This is a genomic window from Amphritea atlantica (assembly GCA_024397875.1).
In the GTDB taxonomy this organism is placed as follows: Bacteria; Pseudomonadota; Gammaproteobacteria; order Pseudomonadales; family Balneatricaceae; genus Amphritea; species Amphritea atlantica_B.
In genome coordinates this window covers 3,168,898-3,185,896 of record CP073344.1, presented here as the reverse complement: position 1 = coordinate 3,185,896, position 16,999 = coordinate 3,168,898, and the positions used below count along the sequence as shown (strand labels likewise).

The following is a 16,999-nucleotide window of genomic DNA, read 5'->3' as shown; positions in this document are numbered from 1 at the left end:
GGCAGGTCATTGTCGTAATTACGAATGAAAAGAGAGCGGTGAATACAGCTTTTTTCAAGGGAAGCTCCTTGGGTTTTAGTTAGCTCACAGCCGGGCTGATCCGTTTTCTATCCGCAGCTTATGACAGGCTTACTTTGACAGATAGCGAATGCCATCCTCCAGCCCCTCAAGGGTCAGGGGGTACATCTTGTTATCCATAATATTTTTGACCATCTGAGTGCTGGCGGTGTAGTCCCAGTAGCGCTGATGGCTGGGATTGAGCCAGATCGCTTTATCCCAGGTGTCCAGGATCCGTCGCAACCAGACCTCTCCGGCTTCCGGATTACGGTGTTCAACGCTGCCGTAGCGTTCACTGACTTCATAGGGGGCCATCGCCGCATCGCCCACAAAGATGACCCGGTAATCCCGGCCATAAGTATGCAGCAGGTCAAAAGTGTCGATATGCTCATTCCAGCGGCGATTATTATCTTTCCATACCCGTTCATAGACGCAGTTATGGAAGTAGAAGTATTCCAGATGTTTGAACTCGGTGCGGGCGGCGGAGAACAGTTGCTCACACTGGCGGATGTACGGGTCCATTGAGCCGCCGACATCGAAGAACAGCAGGACTTTGGCGGCATTATGCCGTTCCGGCACCATCTTCAGATCCAGCAGCCCGGCATTGTTGGCGGTGGAGCGGATGGTGTCATCCAGATCAAGTTCGTCGGCGGCACCGGTGCGGGCGAATTTACGCAGTTTACGCAGCGCGACTTTAAGGTTGCGGGTGCCTAGTTCGACGCTGTCATCGAGATCGCGGAACTGACGTTTCTCCCACACCTTTACTGCGCGTTTATGTTTGCTTTCACCGCCGATACGCACCCCTTCAGGGTTGTAACCGCTATGGCCGAATGGCGAGGTGCCGCCGGTGCCGATCCATTTGCTGCCGCCGGCGTGGCGCTCGTTCTGCTCTTCAAACCGTTTGGCCAGGGTCTCCATCAGCTTATCCAGTCCGCCGAGCTTTTCGATCTCAGCCTTCTCTTCATCAGTAAGGTTTTTGATCAGGTCAGATGCCAGCCACTCTTCCGGTACAAAATTATTAAAAGGATCGGGCAGCTCAGCCAGTCCTTTGAAATAGTGGCCGAAGGCGAGATCAAAGCGATCGAAATACTTTTCATCTTTTACCAGGCAGGTACGGGCCAGCAGGTAGAAATCATCCCAGTTAGCAAACGCGAGATGATTCTCCAGAGCTTCCAGCAGGGTCAGCAGCTCTTTGATTGACACCGGCACCTGCGCCTTGCGCAGAGTGTAAAAGAAATCGACTAACATCGGAGGCTCCCGATCAGCGGTTTTCGCGGCGGGCCATAAAGGCCAGTCGCTGCAACATATGCACATCCTGCTCATTTTTCAGCAGGGCGCCGTACAGTGGTGGAATCGCCTCGGTGGGGTTGCGGTTTTGCAACAGGTCGACGGGGATATTGTCCGCCAGTAGCAGCTTCAGCCAGTCGATTAGTTCTGAGGTGGAGGGTTTTTTCTTCAGGCCGTTGATCTCGCGTACCTGAAAGAAGATCTCCAGCGCTTCATTGACCAGATCTTTCTGAATGTCCGGAAAATGCACATCGACGATCTGCTTCATGGTCTCAGCATCGGGGAAGTTGATATAGTGAAAGAAGCAGCGGCGTAGAAAGGCATCTGGCAGCTCTTTTTCATTGTTGCTGGTGATAATAATGATCGGGCGGTGTTTGGCGACCACGGTTTCACCGGTCTCGTATACACTGAACTCCATCTTATCCAGCTCGACCAGCAGGTCGTTGGGAAACTCGATATCCGCCTTATCGATCTCATCGATCAGCAGCACCACCTGCTCGTCGGCATGGAAGGCTTCCCACAACATCCCTTTACGGATGTAGTTGTTAATATCATGTACCCGGTCATCGCCGAGCTGAGAATCCCGCAGCCGTGATACTGCATCGTATTCATAGAGGCCCTGCTGCGCTTTAGTGGTCGATTTGATATGCCAGCGCAACAGTTTTTTGCCAAAGGCCAGCGCCACCTCATCGGCTAGCATGGTTTTGCCGGTACCCGGTTCGCCCTTGATCAGCAGGGGGCGTTGCAGGGTGGCTGCGGCATTGACTGCCATCCGCAGATCATCGGTAGCGACGTAGCGCTCGGTACCTTCAAACTTCATCTGACTTAACCTCTGAGAAAACTGTTACCAAAGGTGATTATATTAGCAGAAAAGCGGTATCAGGATATGGGCGGCGGTTGTCTAATTAGGACAATCGGTATTACTCAACCGAGAGCATACTCTTATGCGTTTTGTAGCGAGTAGCCCTCCCGCTGCACCAGTATCATCGCGATCAGTACGAAAGCGATGCCTGGCAGCAGTTGCCACTGAAAAACGGCAGAGTCGATGAACAGGTTGAGTATGACAACAAAGACCGGCGTCAGGAAACTGTAGGCTGCGACCTGCGTTGCCCCTAGCACCAGCGTGCCTAACTGAAGCAGAAAGAAGCTGATCAGCGTTGTGAAAATGGCCAGATAGAGAATCCCCAGGTATACCTGGCTGTCCACCGCCTGCCATTCAATCTGATCCAGGGTTGGAAGGGACAGTAGCAGCAGCCAGAGAGTGCCGAAACTGATTACCCAGAATGTCATCAGCTCCATTGCTTCGCCGGAATAGAGTTTTTTAATCATAGGGTTATAAGCCCCCATAAACAGGCAGCCAAGCAGGAATAGCAGGTCTCCATGGTTGATGTCCAGTTGTAACAGGTTGTTTATATCGCCGCGAAAAACAATCCACAGGGCTCCCAGCGTCCCTAACAGTAATCCTGAAGCCCGTCGCTTACTGGTTTTCTCCCGGTTAATAAAGAATACATAGAGCGCGGTAATCGCCGGAACGATGGTGTAGATTGCGCCGGTGTTCAGTGCGCTGGTATAGCGCAGCGCTTCAAACATACACCAGAAAAAAACCACTAGGGGAATGCTCAGTGCAGCATAACCTGCAAGGTTCCTGGCTCTTGGCAACTGCCAGCCGTTTTTTAAAAAGACATAGGGGGCGAACAGCAATGCCGCTAACAGGAAGCGTAAAAACATCATCACTTCGGGTGGCAGTCCGGAGGTTATCAGTGCGCCCACAGGAAATGAGCTGGCGATCAGCGCTACCATTAAAAGCATCAGCAAGTGAATGAATGAGCGAGGATACTTTAGGGTTTGGCGGTTCATAATGTTCTCTTTGTTTGCCAGGGTGTTATGGGTTGCAGGTTAACCCGTTTTAAATTGACTGATAATCCCTGTTTCTGGAGAATGACTGTTGAGATAAAGTGAACAATGAGGGTTGTATGGATACGATGGGTGCAATTCCGGTCTTTGTTGCTGTGGTTCAATATGGCGGTTTTTCGCCCGCTGCCCGTTTTCTCGGGATATCTAAGTCTGCAGTGAGTAAGCGTATATCGCAGCTAGAGCAGCAGCTCGGGGTAAAACTACTGCACCGGACGACCCGAAAGCTAAGTCTGACCGAGGCCGGTGAGCACTACTTTGAACACGCCCTGAAGGCCAATCTGGCCGCCCGGGATGCCGAGGATGCGGTGGCTCAGCTGCAGGGGGAGCCTCAGGGGCGGCTGCGTATCAATACGCCGATGTCTTTTGGTCGTTTGCACATGGCGCCGATGATTCCTGAATTTCTGAAAAAGTATCCTAAGATCCGTATCGAGTTGGTGATGGACGATAAAGTCGTGGACCTGGTCACAGGTGGTTTCGATATCGCTATTCGTGGCGGAGCACTGCCGGATTCAAGTCTCGTTGCCCGCCGGCTGGCGCCATTAAACAGCGTACTCTGCGCATCTCCGGAATACCTGCACCGCGAAGGGCAGCCGCAGCAGTTGGATGATCTGCTGCAGCATAATTGTCTGTCATTCAGTTATTCGAATGATGTGAAAGAGTGGAGCTTCAGCAAAGATAATCAGCGTCACTCGGTGGTGGTGTCGGGGAGTTATCAGGTGAACAACAGTGAGGCGCTGCTGGAAGCGGTGCGGCAGGGTCTGGGAATCGCCCGGCTGCCCACTTTTGTTGCCGGACCTGATATCCGCGCAGGTACACTGGTGGCGCTGTTTCCTGAGTATAAGATGCCGGCAGTGGAGATTAATGCGGTGTTGATTGAGCGGCAGTATATGCCTGCCAAAGTCAGAGTGTTTCTGGATTTTGCCCTTGAGTATTTTGGCAGTGAAACGCCCTATTGGGAGCAGGGAATCGATATTTGATTTCGATAACTGTTAATTATTCCTCAACAGTGTTTTTATATTTGCAGGTATTATCAACCCATAATAAACAATTTAACCTGTTCATCATGGACTGGCAGAGCGGTAAGCGGCTCCGTCAGTCTCTTTCAACACGATCAACAGTTAAGGATTTATTATGGACCTTTTTACCGCCATTGAGTCGCGCCGCGCGATTAAGCACTATTCCAATACCCAAGCGGTTAGTGAGGCAGATTTTGAACGTATAATGAACGCGGTTCTGCTTTCGCCCACCTCATACAATATCCAGCACTGGCGATTTATTCGGGTCACCGATCCGCAACAGCGAGCCAGGATTCAGGACGCTGCCTGGGGACAGACGCAGATAACCGAAGCCGCGGAACTGATTGTCCTGTGTGCGGATATTCAGGCCTGGTCTGATAATCCCCTGCGTTACTGGGCAAATACCAGTTCTGAGGTTCAGGCAATGATGCTGCCGATGCTGGAATCTTTTTATCAGGGCCGGGAACAGTTGCAGCGGGACGAAGCGCTTCGTTCCAGTGGTATGGCCGCACAGACATTAATGCTGGCCGCTAAAGCGCTTGGGTATGATACCTGTCCGATGATCGGTTTTGACAGTGAGCAGGTTGCCAGTCTCATTAACCTTCCCCCGGGTCATCTGATCAGTATGATCATAACACTGGGAAAGGCTGCCAGGCCTGCCAATCCGAGGGCGGGACAGTTGCCTCTCAATGAGGTGCTGATGGAAAATAGCTTTTAGCGTTATCCCTGTACGCTTATAAAAAGACTCCTGAGCGATTAGAGCGGGGGAAAAAGCAGTGCGTAGACAGCGAAACCGATCCAGCTTAACAGCAGTAATACCCAACTAAGCCGGCTTTGCACATAGACCGTTTCTGTTTCAGGCGCTGCCGGGGTGTTTGTAGAAGCGGTGTTGGTTGCCTGTTGCAGTTTACGCTTCTGCTTATCCAGCTCCCGGGATTTTTCCTTGTGACGCTTTTTATACTCCTCGATACCTTTCTGAATCCCCTGAGCGATCAGTTTGGTTTGCTCTTTGGTCTGCCCCGGCCGCTGGGTTGCTTTGGCAACCTGCATCGCTTCGTGCACGACTTCGTTGGATACTTTCGGTTTTTTTGCCATGGTCTCTCTTAAAGCTCCTGTTTTTACTGTAGAGCCTGTCTTTGCCTGGCTCAGCCTTCAGATCGGTTTTTATTATCACATGGATAGAGGATAGGTTGGGTTGAAATACAGGTATTTTTGCCTGGTAGCAGACAATCTTCTTAATAATTGAGTATCCTTTGCAAAAGATAGAACCCCTCAGGAAATAGTCGTTTATAAGGACCAGAACATGGCAGGCTCAAGCCTTCTTGCGTTAATTGATGATATCGCGACACTGCTGGATGATGTTGCCAGCATGACTAAAGTGGCAGCGGGAAAATCCGCCGGGGTGCTCGGCGATGATTTGGCGCTGAATGCTGAACAGGTGTCGGGGGTGCGTGCTGATCGTGAACTGCCGGTGGTCTGGGCGGTGGCGAAAGGGTCGCTGCTGAATAAGATGATCCTGGTGCCCGGCGCGATGGCGATCAGTTATTTTGTTCCCTGGCTGATTGTTCCGCTGTTGATGCTTGGGGGGCTCTATCTCTGTTTTGAAGGGTTTGAGAAGGTTGCGCATAAATTTATTCACTCACGAGATGAGGGGGATAAGCATCATGCTGAGCTGCTGTCCGCCGTCGGCAGTAATGAGGTAAATATTGTTGAGTTTGAAAAGCAGAAGATTAAAGGGGCGATTCGTACAGACTTTATTCTGTCGGCTGAGATTATCGTCCTGACTCTGGGAACCGTGGCGGCAGAATCGCTGGCGGTTCAGCTGGGGGTTTTGCTGGGGATTTCACTGTTGGTGACGGTGGGGGTATACGGTCTGGTGGCAGGGATCGTTAAACTGGACGATCTGGGGCTCTATATGGTGCGCAAGCCTGATGCCGCGACAATGACAAGAAAGGTGGGCCGGGGAATTGTTATGGCTGCGCCGAAACTGATGAAAGTCTTATCCATTGTCGGCACCATCGCTATGTTTCTGGTGGGGGGCGGTATTCTGGTGCATGGATTGCCGTTGCTGCATCACTTTGTTGAGCATTTGATTGTGGATATGGATGCGTTGCTTCACTGGCTGGTGCCGGTATTGCTGGATGCACTGGTGGGGATTGTTGCCGGTGCAGTGGTATTGGCGATAGTCGAAAGCGGCAAGAAGCTGTTTGGCCGAGCCCATTGAGTCGTTATTAATGGTGGCTCGGAGTGAAAAAAAACCCGCATAGAGCGGGTTTTTTTATAGCCGTGCAGCTGATTACTTAGCAGCTTCGTAAGCTTTTTGAGATTCAACGATAGCAGCTTTAGCCGCTTCAGCGCCTTCCCAGCCTTCAACTTTAACCCACTTGCCTTCTTCCAGACCTTTATAGTTCTCGAAGAAGTGCTTGATGCGGGCCAGCAGCAGTTCTGGCAGATCGGTCACGTCGTGAACGTCTTTGTATGCTTTGCTCAGCTTGTCGTGGGGTACGGCAACCAGCTTGGCATCTTCACCGGCTTCGTCGGTCATGTTCAGTACGCCAACCGGACGGCAGCGGATAACCGAACCAGGGACGACCGGGTATGGTGTAACAACCAGTACATCCAGTGCATCGCCATCATCAGCCAGAGTGTTGTTGATGTAACCGTAGTTCGCAGGGTAGAACATAGGCGCGGCCATGAAGCGGTCAACGAAGATTGCACCAGAATCTTTGTCGATCTCATATTTAACCGGATCGCTGTCCGCTGGAATCTCGATGATTACATTGATGTCATTTGGCAGATCATTGCCAGCAGGGACTTTTTCAAAGCTCATGTGTCGTCTTCCTGTTTAAGTGTGAAATCTGTTTGAAATCCAAAGGCCGCATTATATACGGCCCTTGGTTAAAAGTTGAATACGACTTAAAGATCATAAACTGAAGCTTCAGTTAGTCCTTAGCGTGATATTTCATCATCGTTTCGACTTCGGCCCTGGAACCGAGGCCAACCGAAACCCGTTGATGAATCTTGGTCGGCTCGATATCCATGATGTGACCGTAGCAGGTAGTGCTGAGTCCGCCGGCCTGTTCAATCAGGAAACTCATCGGATTGCCTTCATACATCAGGCGCAGCTTGCCGGGCTTAGCAGGATCTCGGCTGTCCCAGGGGTACATAAAAATACCGCCACGGGTCAGAATGCGGTGTACTTCAGCCACCATTGATGCAACCCAGCGCATATTGTAGCGCTTGCCCAGCGGCCCTTCTTCACCCTGTAACAGGTCAGCAACATAAGACTGCATTTGTGGTTCCCAGAAACGCTGGTTTGACATATTGATGCCAAACTCCTGAGTCTGTTCGGGAATTCTGACGTGCTCTTCGGTGAGGATAAAGTCACCGCCGTGGCTCAGGGTAAACATTTGCACGCCATTACCGGTAGTCAGAACCAGCACCGAGCAGGGGCCATAGAGTACATAACCGGAAGCGACCTGTTGCCGGCCATTCTGCATAAAGGCTGCATCGTCGCCGCCGTCCATACCTTCCGGTTTTATCAGGATCGAAAAGATGGTGCCTACCGAGACGTTGACATCGATGTTGGATGATCCGTCCAGCGGGTCAAAGGTCACCAGATATTTACCATCGGGGTTGCCGCCGACCGGATGGTCTTCCTCTTCCGAGGCCAGACCTGCAACGGTGGGGTTATCCAGCAGTACGGCCTTGAGAATATCGTTAGAGATAATATCCAGTTTTTTCTGGGTTTCCCCCTGAACGTTAATGCCTTCGGATGTGCCCAAAACACCAGCCAGAGCGCCTTCGCGCAGTTTAATAGCGATCTCTTTGCAGGACAGCATCAGACTGTCAATCAGGTCAATAAGATCATCGGGAGTTTCGTGGTGCTTGAGGTACTGGTTCAGCAGTTGCATGTGGCCAAAAAACCTATGGGTTCGGGAGTTAAAAAATTCGATTAATTTTACGCTGATTACAGCGGTAATTACACCGCCGCATGCGTAATTAACTCAAAAAAACGAGAATTGCATCGATTGATTTCAAACTGCTGCCAGTCAGTGCTGTATTTAGTTTATATGTTCATTTCTTCAGGCAGGGCTTTTAGGCTTGAAAAAGGGCATAACGCAGTCGGCTTAACTGTTATCATAGGGCGATAATTTCAGGCTAAAAAAGCGATTTGGAGAATCTATCCGTGCATGTTCATATACTGGGTATCTGTGGCACTTTTATGGGTAGTCTGGCGGTGCTGGCAAAAGAGCTGGGACACAGAGTAAGCGGTTCTGATGCTAACGTTTACCCACCGATGAGTACCCAGCTGGAACAACAGGGTATCAGTCTGATCGAGGGGTATGATCCGGCTCAGCTTGATCCTGCACCGGATATGATTATCGTTGGCAATGCGATGACCCGGGGAAACCCCTGTGTTGAGGCGATGCTGGAGCGCGGCCTGCCCTATACTTCAGGCCCTCAGTGGTTGTCTGATAATCTGTTGCGGGATAAGTGGGTACTGGCGGTAGCCGGAACCCACGGTAAAACCACCACCGCAACGATGCTGGCCTGGCTGCTGGAATATGCCGATATGGCGCCGGGTTTTCTGATCGGCGGCGTACCGAAAAATTTTGACCGTTCTGCCCGGGTGGGGGAGAGTCCTTTTTTCGTCATTGAGGCGGATGAGTATGACACCGCATTCTTCGACAAACGTTCTAAATTTGTTCATTACCACCCCCGCACCCTTATCCTGAATAACCTTGAATTTGATCATGGGGATATCTTTGATGATCTGGCGGCAATTCAACGGCAGTTTCACCATGTCGTCAGAATCGTGCCAGCCAATGGTCAGGTGATTATGCCTGCGGGTGTTGATGCTCTGGAGCAGGTGATTGAGCAGGGCTGCTGGACGCCGCTGGTGAAAACATCCGTTACTAATGAAGCGAATTCAGGTGCTGAATGGCAGGCCCGGCTGCTGAAACCTGATGGTTCAGCGTTTGAGGTGCTGCATCAGGGGGAGGTTGTCGGCACGGTACGCTGGAATATGACCGGGCTACACTCCGTTAATAACGGCCTGATGGCGCTGGTAGCGGCGAGGAATGTCGGCGTGCAGATCGCTCACGGAATTGAGGGGTTGTGCAATTTTGGCGGTGTTAAACGACGCATGGAACTGATTGGCGAGGTGGCGGGTATCCGGGTCTATGATGATTTTGCCCATCACCCCACCGCTATCGCCACTACCCTGCAGGGAATTCGGGCGCAGGTGGGAGATGCACCGGTCATGGCTGTTATTGAGCCCCGTTCCAATACGATGCGGATGGGGATGCACCGGAAGAATCTGGCTCAGTCTGCGTCGCTTGCCGATAAAGTATACTGGTATCAGCCCACCGGAATTGAGTGGTCTTTGCAGGATGTGGTTGATAGTTGTGATAATCCGGCGCTGTTAGCCCGTGATACCGATGAGATTATTCAGCAACTGGTTGCAGAGGCCCGGCCGGGCAGCCATATTGTGATTATGAGTAATGGCGGCTTTGAGGGTATTCATTCCCGTCTGGTTAATGTCTTGCAGCAGAAGTGGAGTTGAAAGTGACGGATTCCTATAAAGAGCGAATTACTCTGGCGATAACGGGCGCCTCCGGAGCCCAGTATGGTTTGCGTCTGCTGGAGTGTCTGGTGGCAGCCAGATGTCAGGTATTGGTTATGATTTCAAAAGCGGCGCAGGTGGTGATCGCGACCGAAACAGACGAAGCGCTGCCAGGCTCGGCTAAAGAGCAGGAACGCTGGCTGACGCAACGATTTGCTGCGGCAGAAGGTCAGATCCGGGTCTTTGCCCGGGAGCAATGGATGGCGCCGGTGGCCTCCGGCTCCGGAGCACCCAGTAAGATGGTGGTTTGCCCCTGTTCGACCGGAGCGCTGTCTGCTATCGCCACGGGCGCCAGTAATAATCTTATTGAACGGGCTGCGGATGTGGCCCTGAAAGAGCGACGTCAGTTGATTCTGGTGCCCCGTGAAGCGCCTTATTCAGAAATCCATCTTGAGCATATGCTTAAGCTTACGCGGATGGGATGTGTGGTTATCCCAGCCAGTCCCGGTTTTTATAACCGCCCGGAAACCGTTGAGGACATGATCGATTTTGTCGTTGCGCGGATTCTTAATCAGTTGCAGATTGAACAAAACCTGATGCCTCGCTGGGGTGAGGATAGCCTTTCCTGAGCATACCGCTTAAAATGCAGCGCTTTTCCCGGGTTCACAGCTGAACCTGCTTTTTCAGAGATACCGGATACTACAGATGGCCAAAATTCTTACCCTGGATACTTCAACGGATGCCTGTTCTGTGGCGCTTTCAGTTGATGGCGTTGTTCAGGAAGATTTCCGCGTGATTCCCCGTCAGCATACCCGTCAGTTATTGCCTATGGTGGACCAGATGCTGTCCTCAGCCGGATTACGGGTTAATCAACTGGATGCGATTGCGTTTGGTCGGGGGCCGGGCTCTTTTGCGGGTATCCGTATCGCTACGGGGACGGCGCAGGGACTGGCATTTGCCGCAGACCTGCCGTTGCTGCCGGTATCAACCCTGGCAGCAATTGCGCTCAGTGCGGCGCGGCAGCATAACGTTGACCGGGTTGTCAGTACTCTGGATGCGCGTATGAATGAGCTGTACTGCTGTGCCTATGAGATGCGTGATGGTCTGCCGGTGGCGCTGGAGAAAGAGATTGTCAGTGCACCCGCGAACATTGTCCTGCCGGATGGCGGGAACTGGTTTGCCGCCGGACGGGGCTGGGTCTATCTCGACAGCATGTCGGCAGCCGTACAGCAGGCTATCAGCTCACCGATGCTGGATATCTATCCGGCTGCCGGGGTGATGAGTGAGTTGGCGCTTGAGGCGTATTCACGCGGGGAGGGGGTCTCTGCAGAGCTGGCTCAGCCGGTGTATCTGCGCGATGAAGTCTCCTGGAAGAAAATCGGTGAGCAGAAAAAGAAAAACCAGTAATACCCTGGCCGGTAATATACAGCCAGTAACCTGCAGTTATTAAATTTGTAGATTCACAATATTAACAGGAAATGTATTTATCATGGATTGGTTCGAGGTAGTGTTTCTGGCTTTGCTGCAGGGCCTGACAGAGTTTTTACCAATCTCAAGTTCAGCGCATCTGATATTGCCATCACAACTGTTTGGCTGGGTTGATCAGGGGCTGGCTTTTGATGTGGGTGTACATATTGGTTCGCTGACGGCGGTAATGATCTATTTTCGTGAGGATATCTGGCGCATGATTAGCGCCTGGACCGGCAGCCTGGCCGGGCGTGGTAAGACAACCGACTCAACGCTGGCCTGGTATGTGATCTGGGCAACGGTGCCTGCGGTGGTCATGGGGTGCATTTTTAACTCTGCTATTGACCACTATGGCCGCAGTATTCTGGTCATCGCCGGAACCACACTGATATTTGGTGCGCTGCTCTGGTGGGCTGACTTCAGTCGTACTGAGGTGCGTCCCTTGGATAAAATTACTTTTAAAGATGCGGTTATCATAGGCCTTGCCCAGGCGGTGGCACTGATTCCCGGTACGTCCCGTTCCGGTATCACCATCACTGCAGGGCTGATGCTGGGGCTTAACCGGCAGTCTGCCGCGCGTTTCTCATTTCTGTTGTCTATCCCGGTGATTCTCGGCGCGGGATTGCTGAAAGGACTGGAGCTGCTGCAAACCGGCACGGCGGATCAGTGGACGATGGTGGTTGGCGGTACGCTACTCGCTGCTATCAGTGCCTATGCTTGTATCCATCTGTTTCTGAAGTGGCTGGACAGGATCGGTATGTTACCGTTTGTCATCTACCGGATGCTGTTGGGATTTGTGTTGCTGGGCGTGTATTTTTTTGTTTAATTTATGTGACGCAGGATGTAAGGAAAAATTGTGATTCAGGAGCTTTCAGGGTCAATTCCAGCCGATATTGCGGTCTGTTATGCCGATGAGGCGGGACAAGACGATGCCAGGTCGCTGGCGCTACGTTTGGGGCTGCCTCTTCTGGACGCTTATGATTTGCGTGATGAACAGTTTTTGCAGTTGCTGATCTGTGAATCCGGAACCCGTCGCTTGCAGCAGACCGGTCGCAAAGCGCCCGGACCGGTGTTGGCCGATTTTGTTTCGGGTGCCGTGGCGCACCGGCGCAAATTTGGTGGTGGTAAAGGGCAGATGATTGCCAAGGCTGTCGGTATCAAGGGTGCTGTTCGCCCGAAGGTCGCGGATGTGACCGCCGGGCTGGGGCGGGATAGTTTTGTGCTGGCAACCTTAGGCTGCGAAGTGCAGATGGTGGAGCGGTCCCCGATTATCCATGCCCTGCTGGAAAGTGGCCTGCAGCAGGCGCAGCAGGATCCGGAAGTGGCTGATATCGCTACCCGGATGTCTCTGGTCAACGCTGACAGCATCAGCTGGCTGACTGGGCTGTCAGCTGATGCTGAAAGACCGCAGGTGATCTATGTTGATCCGATGTTCCCGCATACGGATAAGTCGGCTTTAGTGAAAAAAGAGATGCGGGTGTTCCGTGATGTGGTTGGCGATGATCAGGACTCTGCAGCCCTGCTTGATGCCGCGCTGCAACGTGCTGAATATCGGGTGGTTGTTAAGCGTCCCCGTAAAGCGCCAGCCATTGCTGGGCAGGCTCCCAGCTATCAGCTCAATGGCAAATCAAGTCGTTATGATATCTACACTCTGAAAAGTCTGACTTAACCTGACCGGATAATATCCATCAGCATGATCAGTAATGCGGTGGCGGAGCATCATCTTCAGGCGCGCTGATCAGGTCGGGGGAAAACTGTTTAACCTGCTGGTGGAGAATCTTAATAATCTGGTTCAGCCGTGCAATTTCGGCACCCTGTTTAGCCATCTCTGCACTCATTTTATCAAGCGCGTCCTCCTGAAAAGCGATCCGTGATTCCAGGTCTTCGAGTAATGGTTGTTGCTTCATATAACTTTTCTTTTCCCGTGCTGTGTTTTGCGCGTAAGCCGTAAATTAGTCGCAATTATACCCTATTCCGGGGCTGTATCAGTGTTTGAGTCGCTAAGCGATTGAAAAAAAGCATAAAAGTCGGTATATAGAGTGGTCTGGGTTCTTTTTTCTATGAACCCTGTTTTTATTTAATAACTTTAATTAATTATAAGAGATCTATATGAGTGTTAATCAACTTATACGTAGTGTAGTTGTCAGCGCACTTGCCACTGCGGTTATCTTGTTTTTGCAAGGTGTGCTGCCAGGTGAGGGCGGGTTGCCGCTGTTTGATATTGGCGTTGTGTTTGTGGTTGTGCTGGTTAGCTGTGTTATTGCTGGCCTGGGTTCCGGTAGTGAAGAGGAAACCGATGAGAATGATGACCGCGAGGTAGGTACGGTAAAGTGGTTTAATGTGTCAAAGGGGTTTGGCTTTATTACCCGCGAAAATGGTGATGATGTTTTTGTTCATTTTCGTAACATCCGTGGCCGGGGCCATCGTTCACTGACTGAAGGGCAAAGTGTCAGGTTTACAGTGAAAGAGAGTGATAAGGGATTGCAGGCTGAAGATGTGTCTGTCGCACGCAGCTGAGTTACTCTGATATTGAAAAACGGGAGCTTTGGCTCCCGTTTTTTTGTCTGTCATATTGCTGCGTATTAACGGTCAGAACAGGTCGAGCGCTGCGCAGCGCTGCAGTAGCTGATCCCGGTTGCAATATCCGGCGCTGATGACCTTTACACCGTTTGGCGTTTCCAATCCGAGAAAGGGAAATCCCTGGATTCCGTTTTGCTGACAAAAAGTCAGGTCTTCAAACAGGGCTTGTGCCGTTTTCTCACTGCACATCTGGCTGGAGAAGCGTTTGCGACTTAAACCGATCTCTTCAGCCAGTTCGGTCAGCACCGAAAGATCGGAAGGGTTGCGGGCTTCCTGGTAATAGGCTTTCTGAATCGCTTCAGCCATCAGCATGCCGCTGCCGGTGGATATCAGATCTGCGCTGATAACCGCCCGGCAGGCCGGATAAGTCGAGCGTCTCGGCTGACACTGTTGCCAGAACTCGTGGTTGAAAGGGGTTCCGGTACGTTTTTCAATTTCATGCCAGGTTTGGGCGATCGCCTGCTGCATCTCTTCTGGCATCGGTTGATCGCTATCCGGGGCGAGCCCGCCCATATAACAAAATACTCTGATCCCGGGACGTAACCGGCTGATCATATCCCTCAGGTGAGGCTGAAATGCATAACACCAGCTACACATGGGGTCCATTACGTAAATCAGTGTCATACACAGCTCCGTTCAGAACGCCTTACGTTAGTTTAGTTATATCAGATAATTTTGAGTAATTAATTGAAAAGATTATTTATTTTCATTGCATTTGTTGAATTGTAACAGTAATATGCCTGCCACGTTGATGCGGGGTGGAGCAGCCTGGTAGCTCGTCGGGCTCATAACCCGAAGGTCGTCAGTTCAAATCTGGCCCCCGCTACCAACGTAATAATTAAAGGTGTGTCGTAATGGCATGCCTTTTTTTTGTGCCTGAAATTCTAGCATAAAAAGCGTCGGGCTCGGCTCTTTATAACCGCTCGGGAAGGTCGTCCGTTTAGATTTTGTCCCGCTACCAACGTAATAATTAAAGGTGTATCGAAAGATATGCCTTTTTTTGTGCCTGAAATTCGGCGGTTTTAAACTGGCATAGAAAGCGTCGGACTCGGCTCTTTATAAGGGCGGGAAGATCTTCAGTTGAGATCTGGCCCCCGCTACCACAACGGAAAGATAAGCTAATCGAAAGATTGGCTTTTTTTTCGCCTGGAATTTGAGATCAGGCGTCGGGCTCGGCTCTTAATAAGGGCAGGAAGGTCGTCGGCTTAGATCTGGCTCCGCTACCAACGTAATAATTAAAGGTGTATCGAAAGATATGCCTTTTTTTGTGTCTGAAATAAAGTGAAATTAACGAGTGAAAAAGAGCTAGAAAGTCCCGGGCTCGACTTTCGATAAACGCTCTGAAAGGTCGTCTGTTTAGATCTGGCCCCCGCTACCACAACGGAAAGATAAGCTAATCGAAAGATTGGCTTTTTTTTCGCCTGGAATTTGAGATCAGGCGTCGGGCTCGACTCTTAATAAGGGCAGGAAGGTCGTCGGCTTAGATCTGGCTCCGCTACCAACGTAATAATTAAAGGTGTATCGAAAGATATGCCTTTTTTTGTGTCTGAAATAAAGTGAAATTAACGAGTGAAAAAGAGCTAGAAAGTCCCGGGCTCGACTTTCGATAAACGCTCTGAAAGGTCGTCTGTTTAGATCTGGCCCCCGCTACCACAACGGAAAGATAAGCTAATCGAAAGATTGGCTTTTTTTTCGCCTGGAATTTGAGATCAGGCGTCGGGCTCGGCTCATAATAAGGGCAGGAAGGTCGTCGGCTTAGATCTGGCCCCGCTACCAACGTAATAATTAAAGGTGTATCGAAAGATATGCCTTTTTTTGTGCCTGAAATTCGGTGGTTTTAAGCTGGCATAGAAAGCGTCGGGCTCGGCTCTTTATAAACGCTCGGGAAGGTCGTCAGTTCACTAATTGTGCTTAGAGCGCAATTTGCATCGAGACGCGAAGCGTCGAAGCCCAAAGGGGCATAGCAGCCTACAGGCTGTTATGAATAACTCTGGCCCCGCTACCAACGTAATGATTAAAGGTGTGTCGTACTGACATGCCTATTTTTGTGCCTGAAGTTCGGTGGTTGTAAGCAGGTATAGAAAGCGTCGGGCTCAGCTCTTTATTACCGCTCGGGAAGGTCGTCAGTTCACTAATTGTGCTTAGAGCGCAATTTGCATCGAGACGCGAAGCGTCGAAGCCTGTAGGGGGGCAGCCTGCAGGCTGTTATGAATAACTCTGGCCCCGCTACCAACGTAATAATCAGAGGTGTATCGAAAGCGCCGTTCAGTTTTGCGCTTTGGGCTTATAGCAGTTTTCCCCCGGGGCTGATTCTGGCTCTGTTCACTATGGCTATATTTACTTCAGTAAATAATTTAGGACGAGCCGGGTAAAAATTGAAGCTTTCTCTGCATGTGGCCAGTGTCCGGTGCCCTGTATCATCCGGTACTCGGCTTGAGGAAACAGGCTGAGTATCTGATCGCGATAGTCTGCGGTGATATAGTCTGAATTTTCACCTTTGATAAATAGCACAGGCTTTTCGAAAGCGGGGCCGGAAGGGGGCTTGCTGATTTCATCGTAGCAGGCTTCCAGTACCGGCAGATTCATCCGCCAGGCAAACTGCTTCTCTTGGGTACGATACAGGTTGGTGAGCAGGAACTGCCTGACACTGAGTTCTTCAATAAATTGCGCCAGCTGCTGATCGGCTTCTGTGCGGGATTTAAGGCTGTTAAGCTGCACGGCATTCAGACCGGCAAACACGTCGTTGTGATGGTTGGGATACTGTACCGGGGCGATGTCGACAATGACGAGTTTATCGACCCGTTGAGGATGGTTCATGGCCAGTTGCATGGCGACTTTACCGCCCATGGAGTGGCCCAGAATATGAGCGCTTGCCAGACCCTGCTGGTCCATCAGTTCGATAATGTCATCGGCCATCAGCGGGTAGCTGGTGGAGTCGGTGTGGGGAGAGCGGCCGTGGTTGCGCAGATCAACAGCATAAACAGTGAAATGCTCTGACAGGGCTTTGATCTGTCCGCTCCAGTTCAGCAGGGTGCCGAACAGTCCGTGCATGATGATCAGTGGGGCTCCGCTGCCGGAGATTTGTAAGTTCAGTTGCATTATGACTCTC

18 protein-coding genes and 1 tRNA gene are annotated in these 16,999 nt (G+C 51.2%); 10 read left to right on the top strand and 9 right to left on the bottom strand.

Features of this window, described 5'->3' with window-relative positions; genetic code table 11:
- Window positions 1-129: 129 nt before the first annotated feature.
- The 3 genes from KDX31_14700 to KDX31_14690 form a co-directional block, all read right to left on the bottom strand.
- A complete protein-coding gene (locus KDX31_14700) occupies window positions 130-1,305 on the bottom strand; it encodes a VWA domain-containing protein (GenBank protein ID UTW02586.1) in 1,176 nt (391 codons plus the stop codon).
- A gap of 13 nt (window positions 1,306-1,318) precedes the next feature.
- Complete coding sequence (locus KDX31_14695) at window positions 1,319-2,164, bottom strand: MoxR family ATPase (protein UTW02585.1); 846 nt, start codon at window positions 2,162-2,164, stop codon at window positions 1,319-1,321.
- A gap of 122 nt (window positions 2,165-2,286) precedes the next feature.
- Window positions 2,287-3,201 (bottom strand): DMT family transporter, encoded by a 915-nt coding sequence (locus KDX31_14690; GenBank protein ID UTW02584.1) that lies wholly within the window; start codon window positions 3,199-3,201, stop codon window positions 2,287-2,289.
- A gap of 116 nt (window positions 3,202-3,317) precedes the next feature.
- Between KDX31_14690 and KDX31_14685 the strand changes: the two genes are divergently transcribed.
- Together KDX31_14685 and KDX31_14680 are read left to right on the top strand one after the other, a co-directional pair.
- Entirely contained in the window at window positions 3,318-4,235 is a 918-nt protein-coding gene (locus KDX31_14685; protein UTW02583.1) for a LysR family transcriptional regulator, read from the top strand.
- 154 nt (window positions 4,236-4,389) lie between these two features.
- On the top strand, window positions 4,390-4,992 hold the full coding sequence (locus tag KDX31_14680; protein ID UTW02582.1) for a nitroreductase family protein: 603 nt from the start codon (window positions 4,390-4,392) through the stop codon (window positions 4,990-4,992).
- 38 nt (window positions 4,993-5,030) lie between these two features.
- Here KDX31_14680 and KDX31_14675 read toward each other — a convergent pair whose 3' ends face one another.
- On the bottom strand, window positions 5,031-5,369 hold the full coding sequence (locus tag KDX31_14675; protein UTW02581.1) for a DUF2956 domain-containing protein: 339 nt from the start codon (window positions 5,367-5,369) through the stop codon (window positions 5,031-5,033).
- Between the two features lie 208 nt (window positions 5,370-5,577).
- Between KDX31_14675 and KDX31_14670 the strand changes: the two genes are divergently transcribed.
- Window positions 5,578-6,498, top strand: a complete 921-nt coding sequence (locus KDX31_14670) for a DUF808 domain-containing protein (GenBank protein ID UTW02580.1) — start codon at window positions 5,578-5,580, stop codon at window positions 6,496-6,498.
- A 72-nt stretch (window positions 6,499-6,570) separates the two neighbouring features.
- Here the strand turns inward: KDX31_14670 and ppa are convergent, their stop codons facing one another.
- A complete protein-coding gene (ppa, locus tag KDX31_14665; GenBank protein ID UTW02579.1) occupies window positions 6,571-7,104 on the bottom strand; it encodes an inorganic diphosphatase in 534 nt (177 codons plus the stop codon).
- Between the two features lie 112 nt (window positions 7,105-7,216).
- Window positions 7,217-8,188 carry a class 1 fructose-bisphosphatase gene (locus KDX31_14660; GenBank protein ID UTW02578.1) on the bottom strand — a complete coding sequence of 324 codons (972 nt, stop codon included), beginning with the start codon at window positions 8,186-8,188 and terminating at the stop codon, window positions 7,217-7,219.
- A gap of 275 nt (window positions 8,189-8,463) precedes the next feature.
- On the opposite strand from KDX31_14660, the gene mpl reads away from it, so the two are divergent.
- The 5 genes from mpl (at window position 8,464) to KDX31_14635 (ending at window position 12,979) form a co-directional block, all read left to right on the top strand.
- On the top strand, window positions 8,464-9,843 hold the full coding sequence (gene mpl, locus KDX31_14655; protein ID UTW02577.1) for a UDP-N-acetylmuramate:L-alanyl-gamma-D-glutamyl-meso-diaminopimelate ligase: 1,380 nt from the start codon (window positions 8,464-8,466) through the stop codon (window positions 9,841-9,843).
- The gene (locus tag KDX31_14650; protein UTW02576.1) at window positions 9,834-10,472 is read left to right on the top strand and encodes a UbiX family flavin prenyltransferase; all 639 of its coding nucleotides are present in this window, start codon (window positions 9,834-9,836) and stop codon (window positions 10,470-10,472) included. The genes mpl and KDX31_14650 overlap by 10 nt, the downstream gene beginning before the upstream one ends.
- A gap of 76 nt (window positions 10,473-10,548) precedes the next feature.
- On the top strand, window positions 10,549-11,250 hold the full coding sequence (gene tsaB, locus KDX31_14645; GenBank protein ID UTW02575.1) for a tRNA (adenosine(37)-N6)-threonylcarbamoyltransferase complex dimerization subunit type 1 TsaB: 702 nt from the start codon (window positions 10,549-10,551) through the stop codon (window positions 11,248-11,250).
- 82 nt (window positions 11,251-11,332) lie between these two features.
- On the top strand, window positions 11,333-12,136 hold the full coding sequence (locus KDX31_14640; protein ID UTW02574.1) for an undecaprenyl-diphosphate phosphatase: 804 nt from the start codon (window positions 11,333-11,335) through the stop codon (window positions 12,134-12,136).
- 54 nt (window positions 12,137-12,190) lie between these two features.
- Window positions 12,191-12,979 (top strand): class I SAM-dependent methyltransferase, encoded by a 789-nt coding sequence (locus tag KDX31_14635; protein ID UTW05406.1) that lies wholly within the window; start codon window positions 12,191-12,193, stop codon window positions 12,977-12,979.
- A 28-nt stretch (window positions 12,980-13,007) separates the two neighbouring features.
- On the opposite strand, the gene KDX31_14630 is transcribed toward KDX31_14635, so the two are convergent.
- A complete protein-coding gene (locus tag KDX31_14630) occupies window positions 13,008-13,217 on the bottom strand; it encodes a SlyX family protein (GenBank protein UTW02573.1) in 210 nt (69 codons plus the stop codon).
- 361 nt (window positions 13,218-13,578) lie between these two features.
- On the opposite strand from KDX31_14630, the gene KDX31_14625 reads away from it, so the two are divergent.
- Window positions 13,579-13,827 (top strand): cold shock domain-containing protein, encoded by a 249-nt coding sequence (locus tag KDX31_14625; GenBank protein UTW05405.1) that lies wholly within the window; start codon window positions 13,579-13,581, stop codon window positions 13,825-13,827.
- Between the two features lie 72 nt (window positions 13,828-13,899).
- On the opposite strand, the gene KDX31_14620 is transcribed toward KDX31_14625, so the two are convergent.
- The gene (locus KDX31_14620; protein ID UTW02572.1) at window positions 13,900-14,514 is read right to left on the bottom strand and encodes a DsbA family protein; all 615 of its coding nucleotides are present in this window, start codon (window positions 14,512-14,514) and stop codon (window positions 13,900-13,902) included.
- A 128-nt stretch (window positions 14,515-14,642) separates the two neighbouring features.
- On the opposite strand from KDX31_14620, the gene KDX31_14615 reads away from it, so the two are divergent.
- A tRNA-Met gene (locus tag KDX31_14615) sits at window positions 14,643-14,719 on the top strand.
- 1,508 nt (window positions 14,720-16,227) lie between these two features.
- Here KDX31_14615 and KDX31_14610 read toward each other — a convergent pair.
- Window positions 16,228-16,989 carry an alpha/beta fold hydrolase gene (locus tag KDX31_14610; GenBank protein UTW02571.1) on the bottom strand — a complete coding sequence of 254 codons (762 nt, stop codon included), beginning with the start codon at window positions 16,987-16,989 and terminating at the stop codon, window positions 16,228-16,230.
- Between the last annotated feature and the right edge of the window lie 10 nt (window positions 16,990-16,999).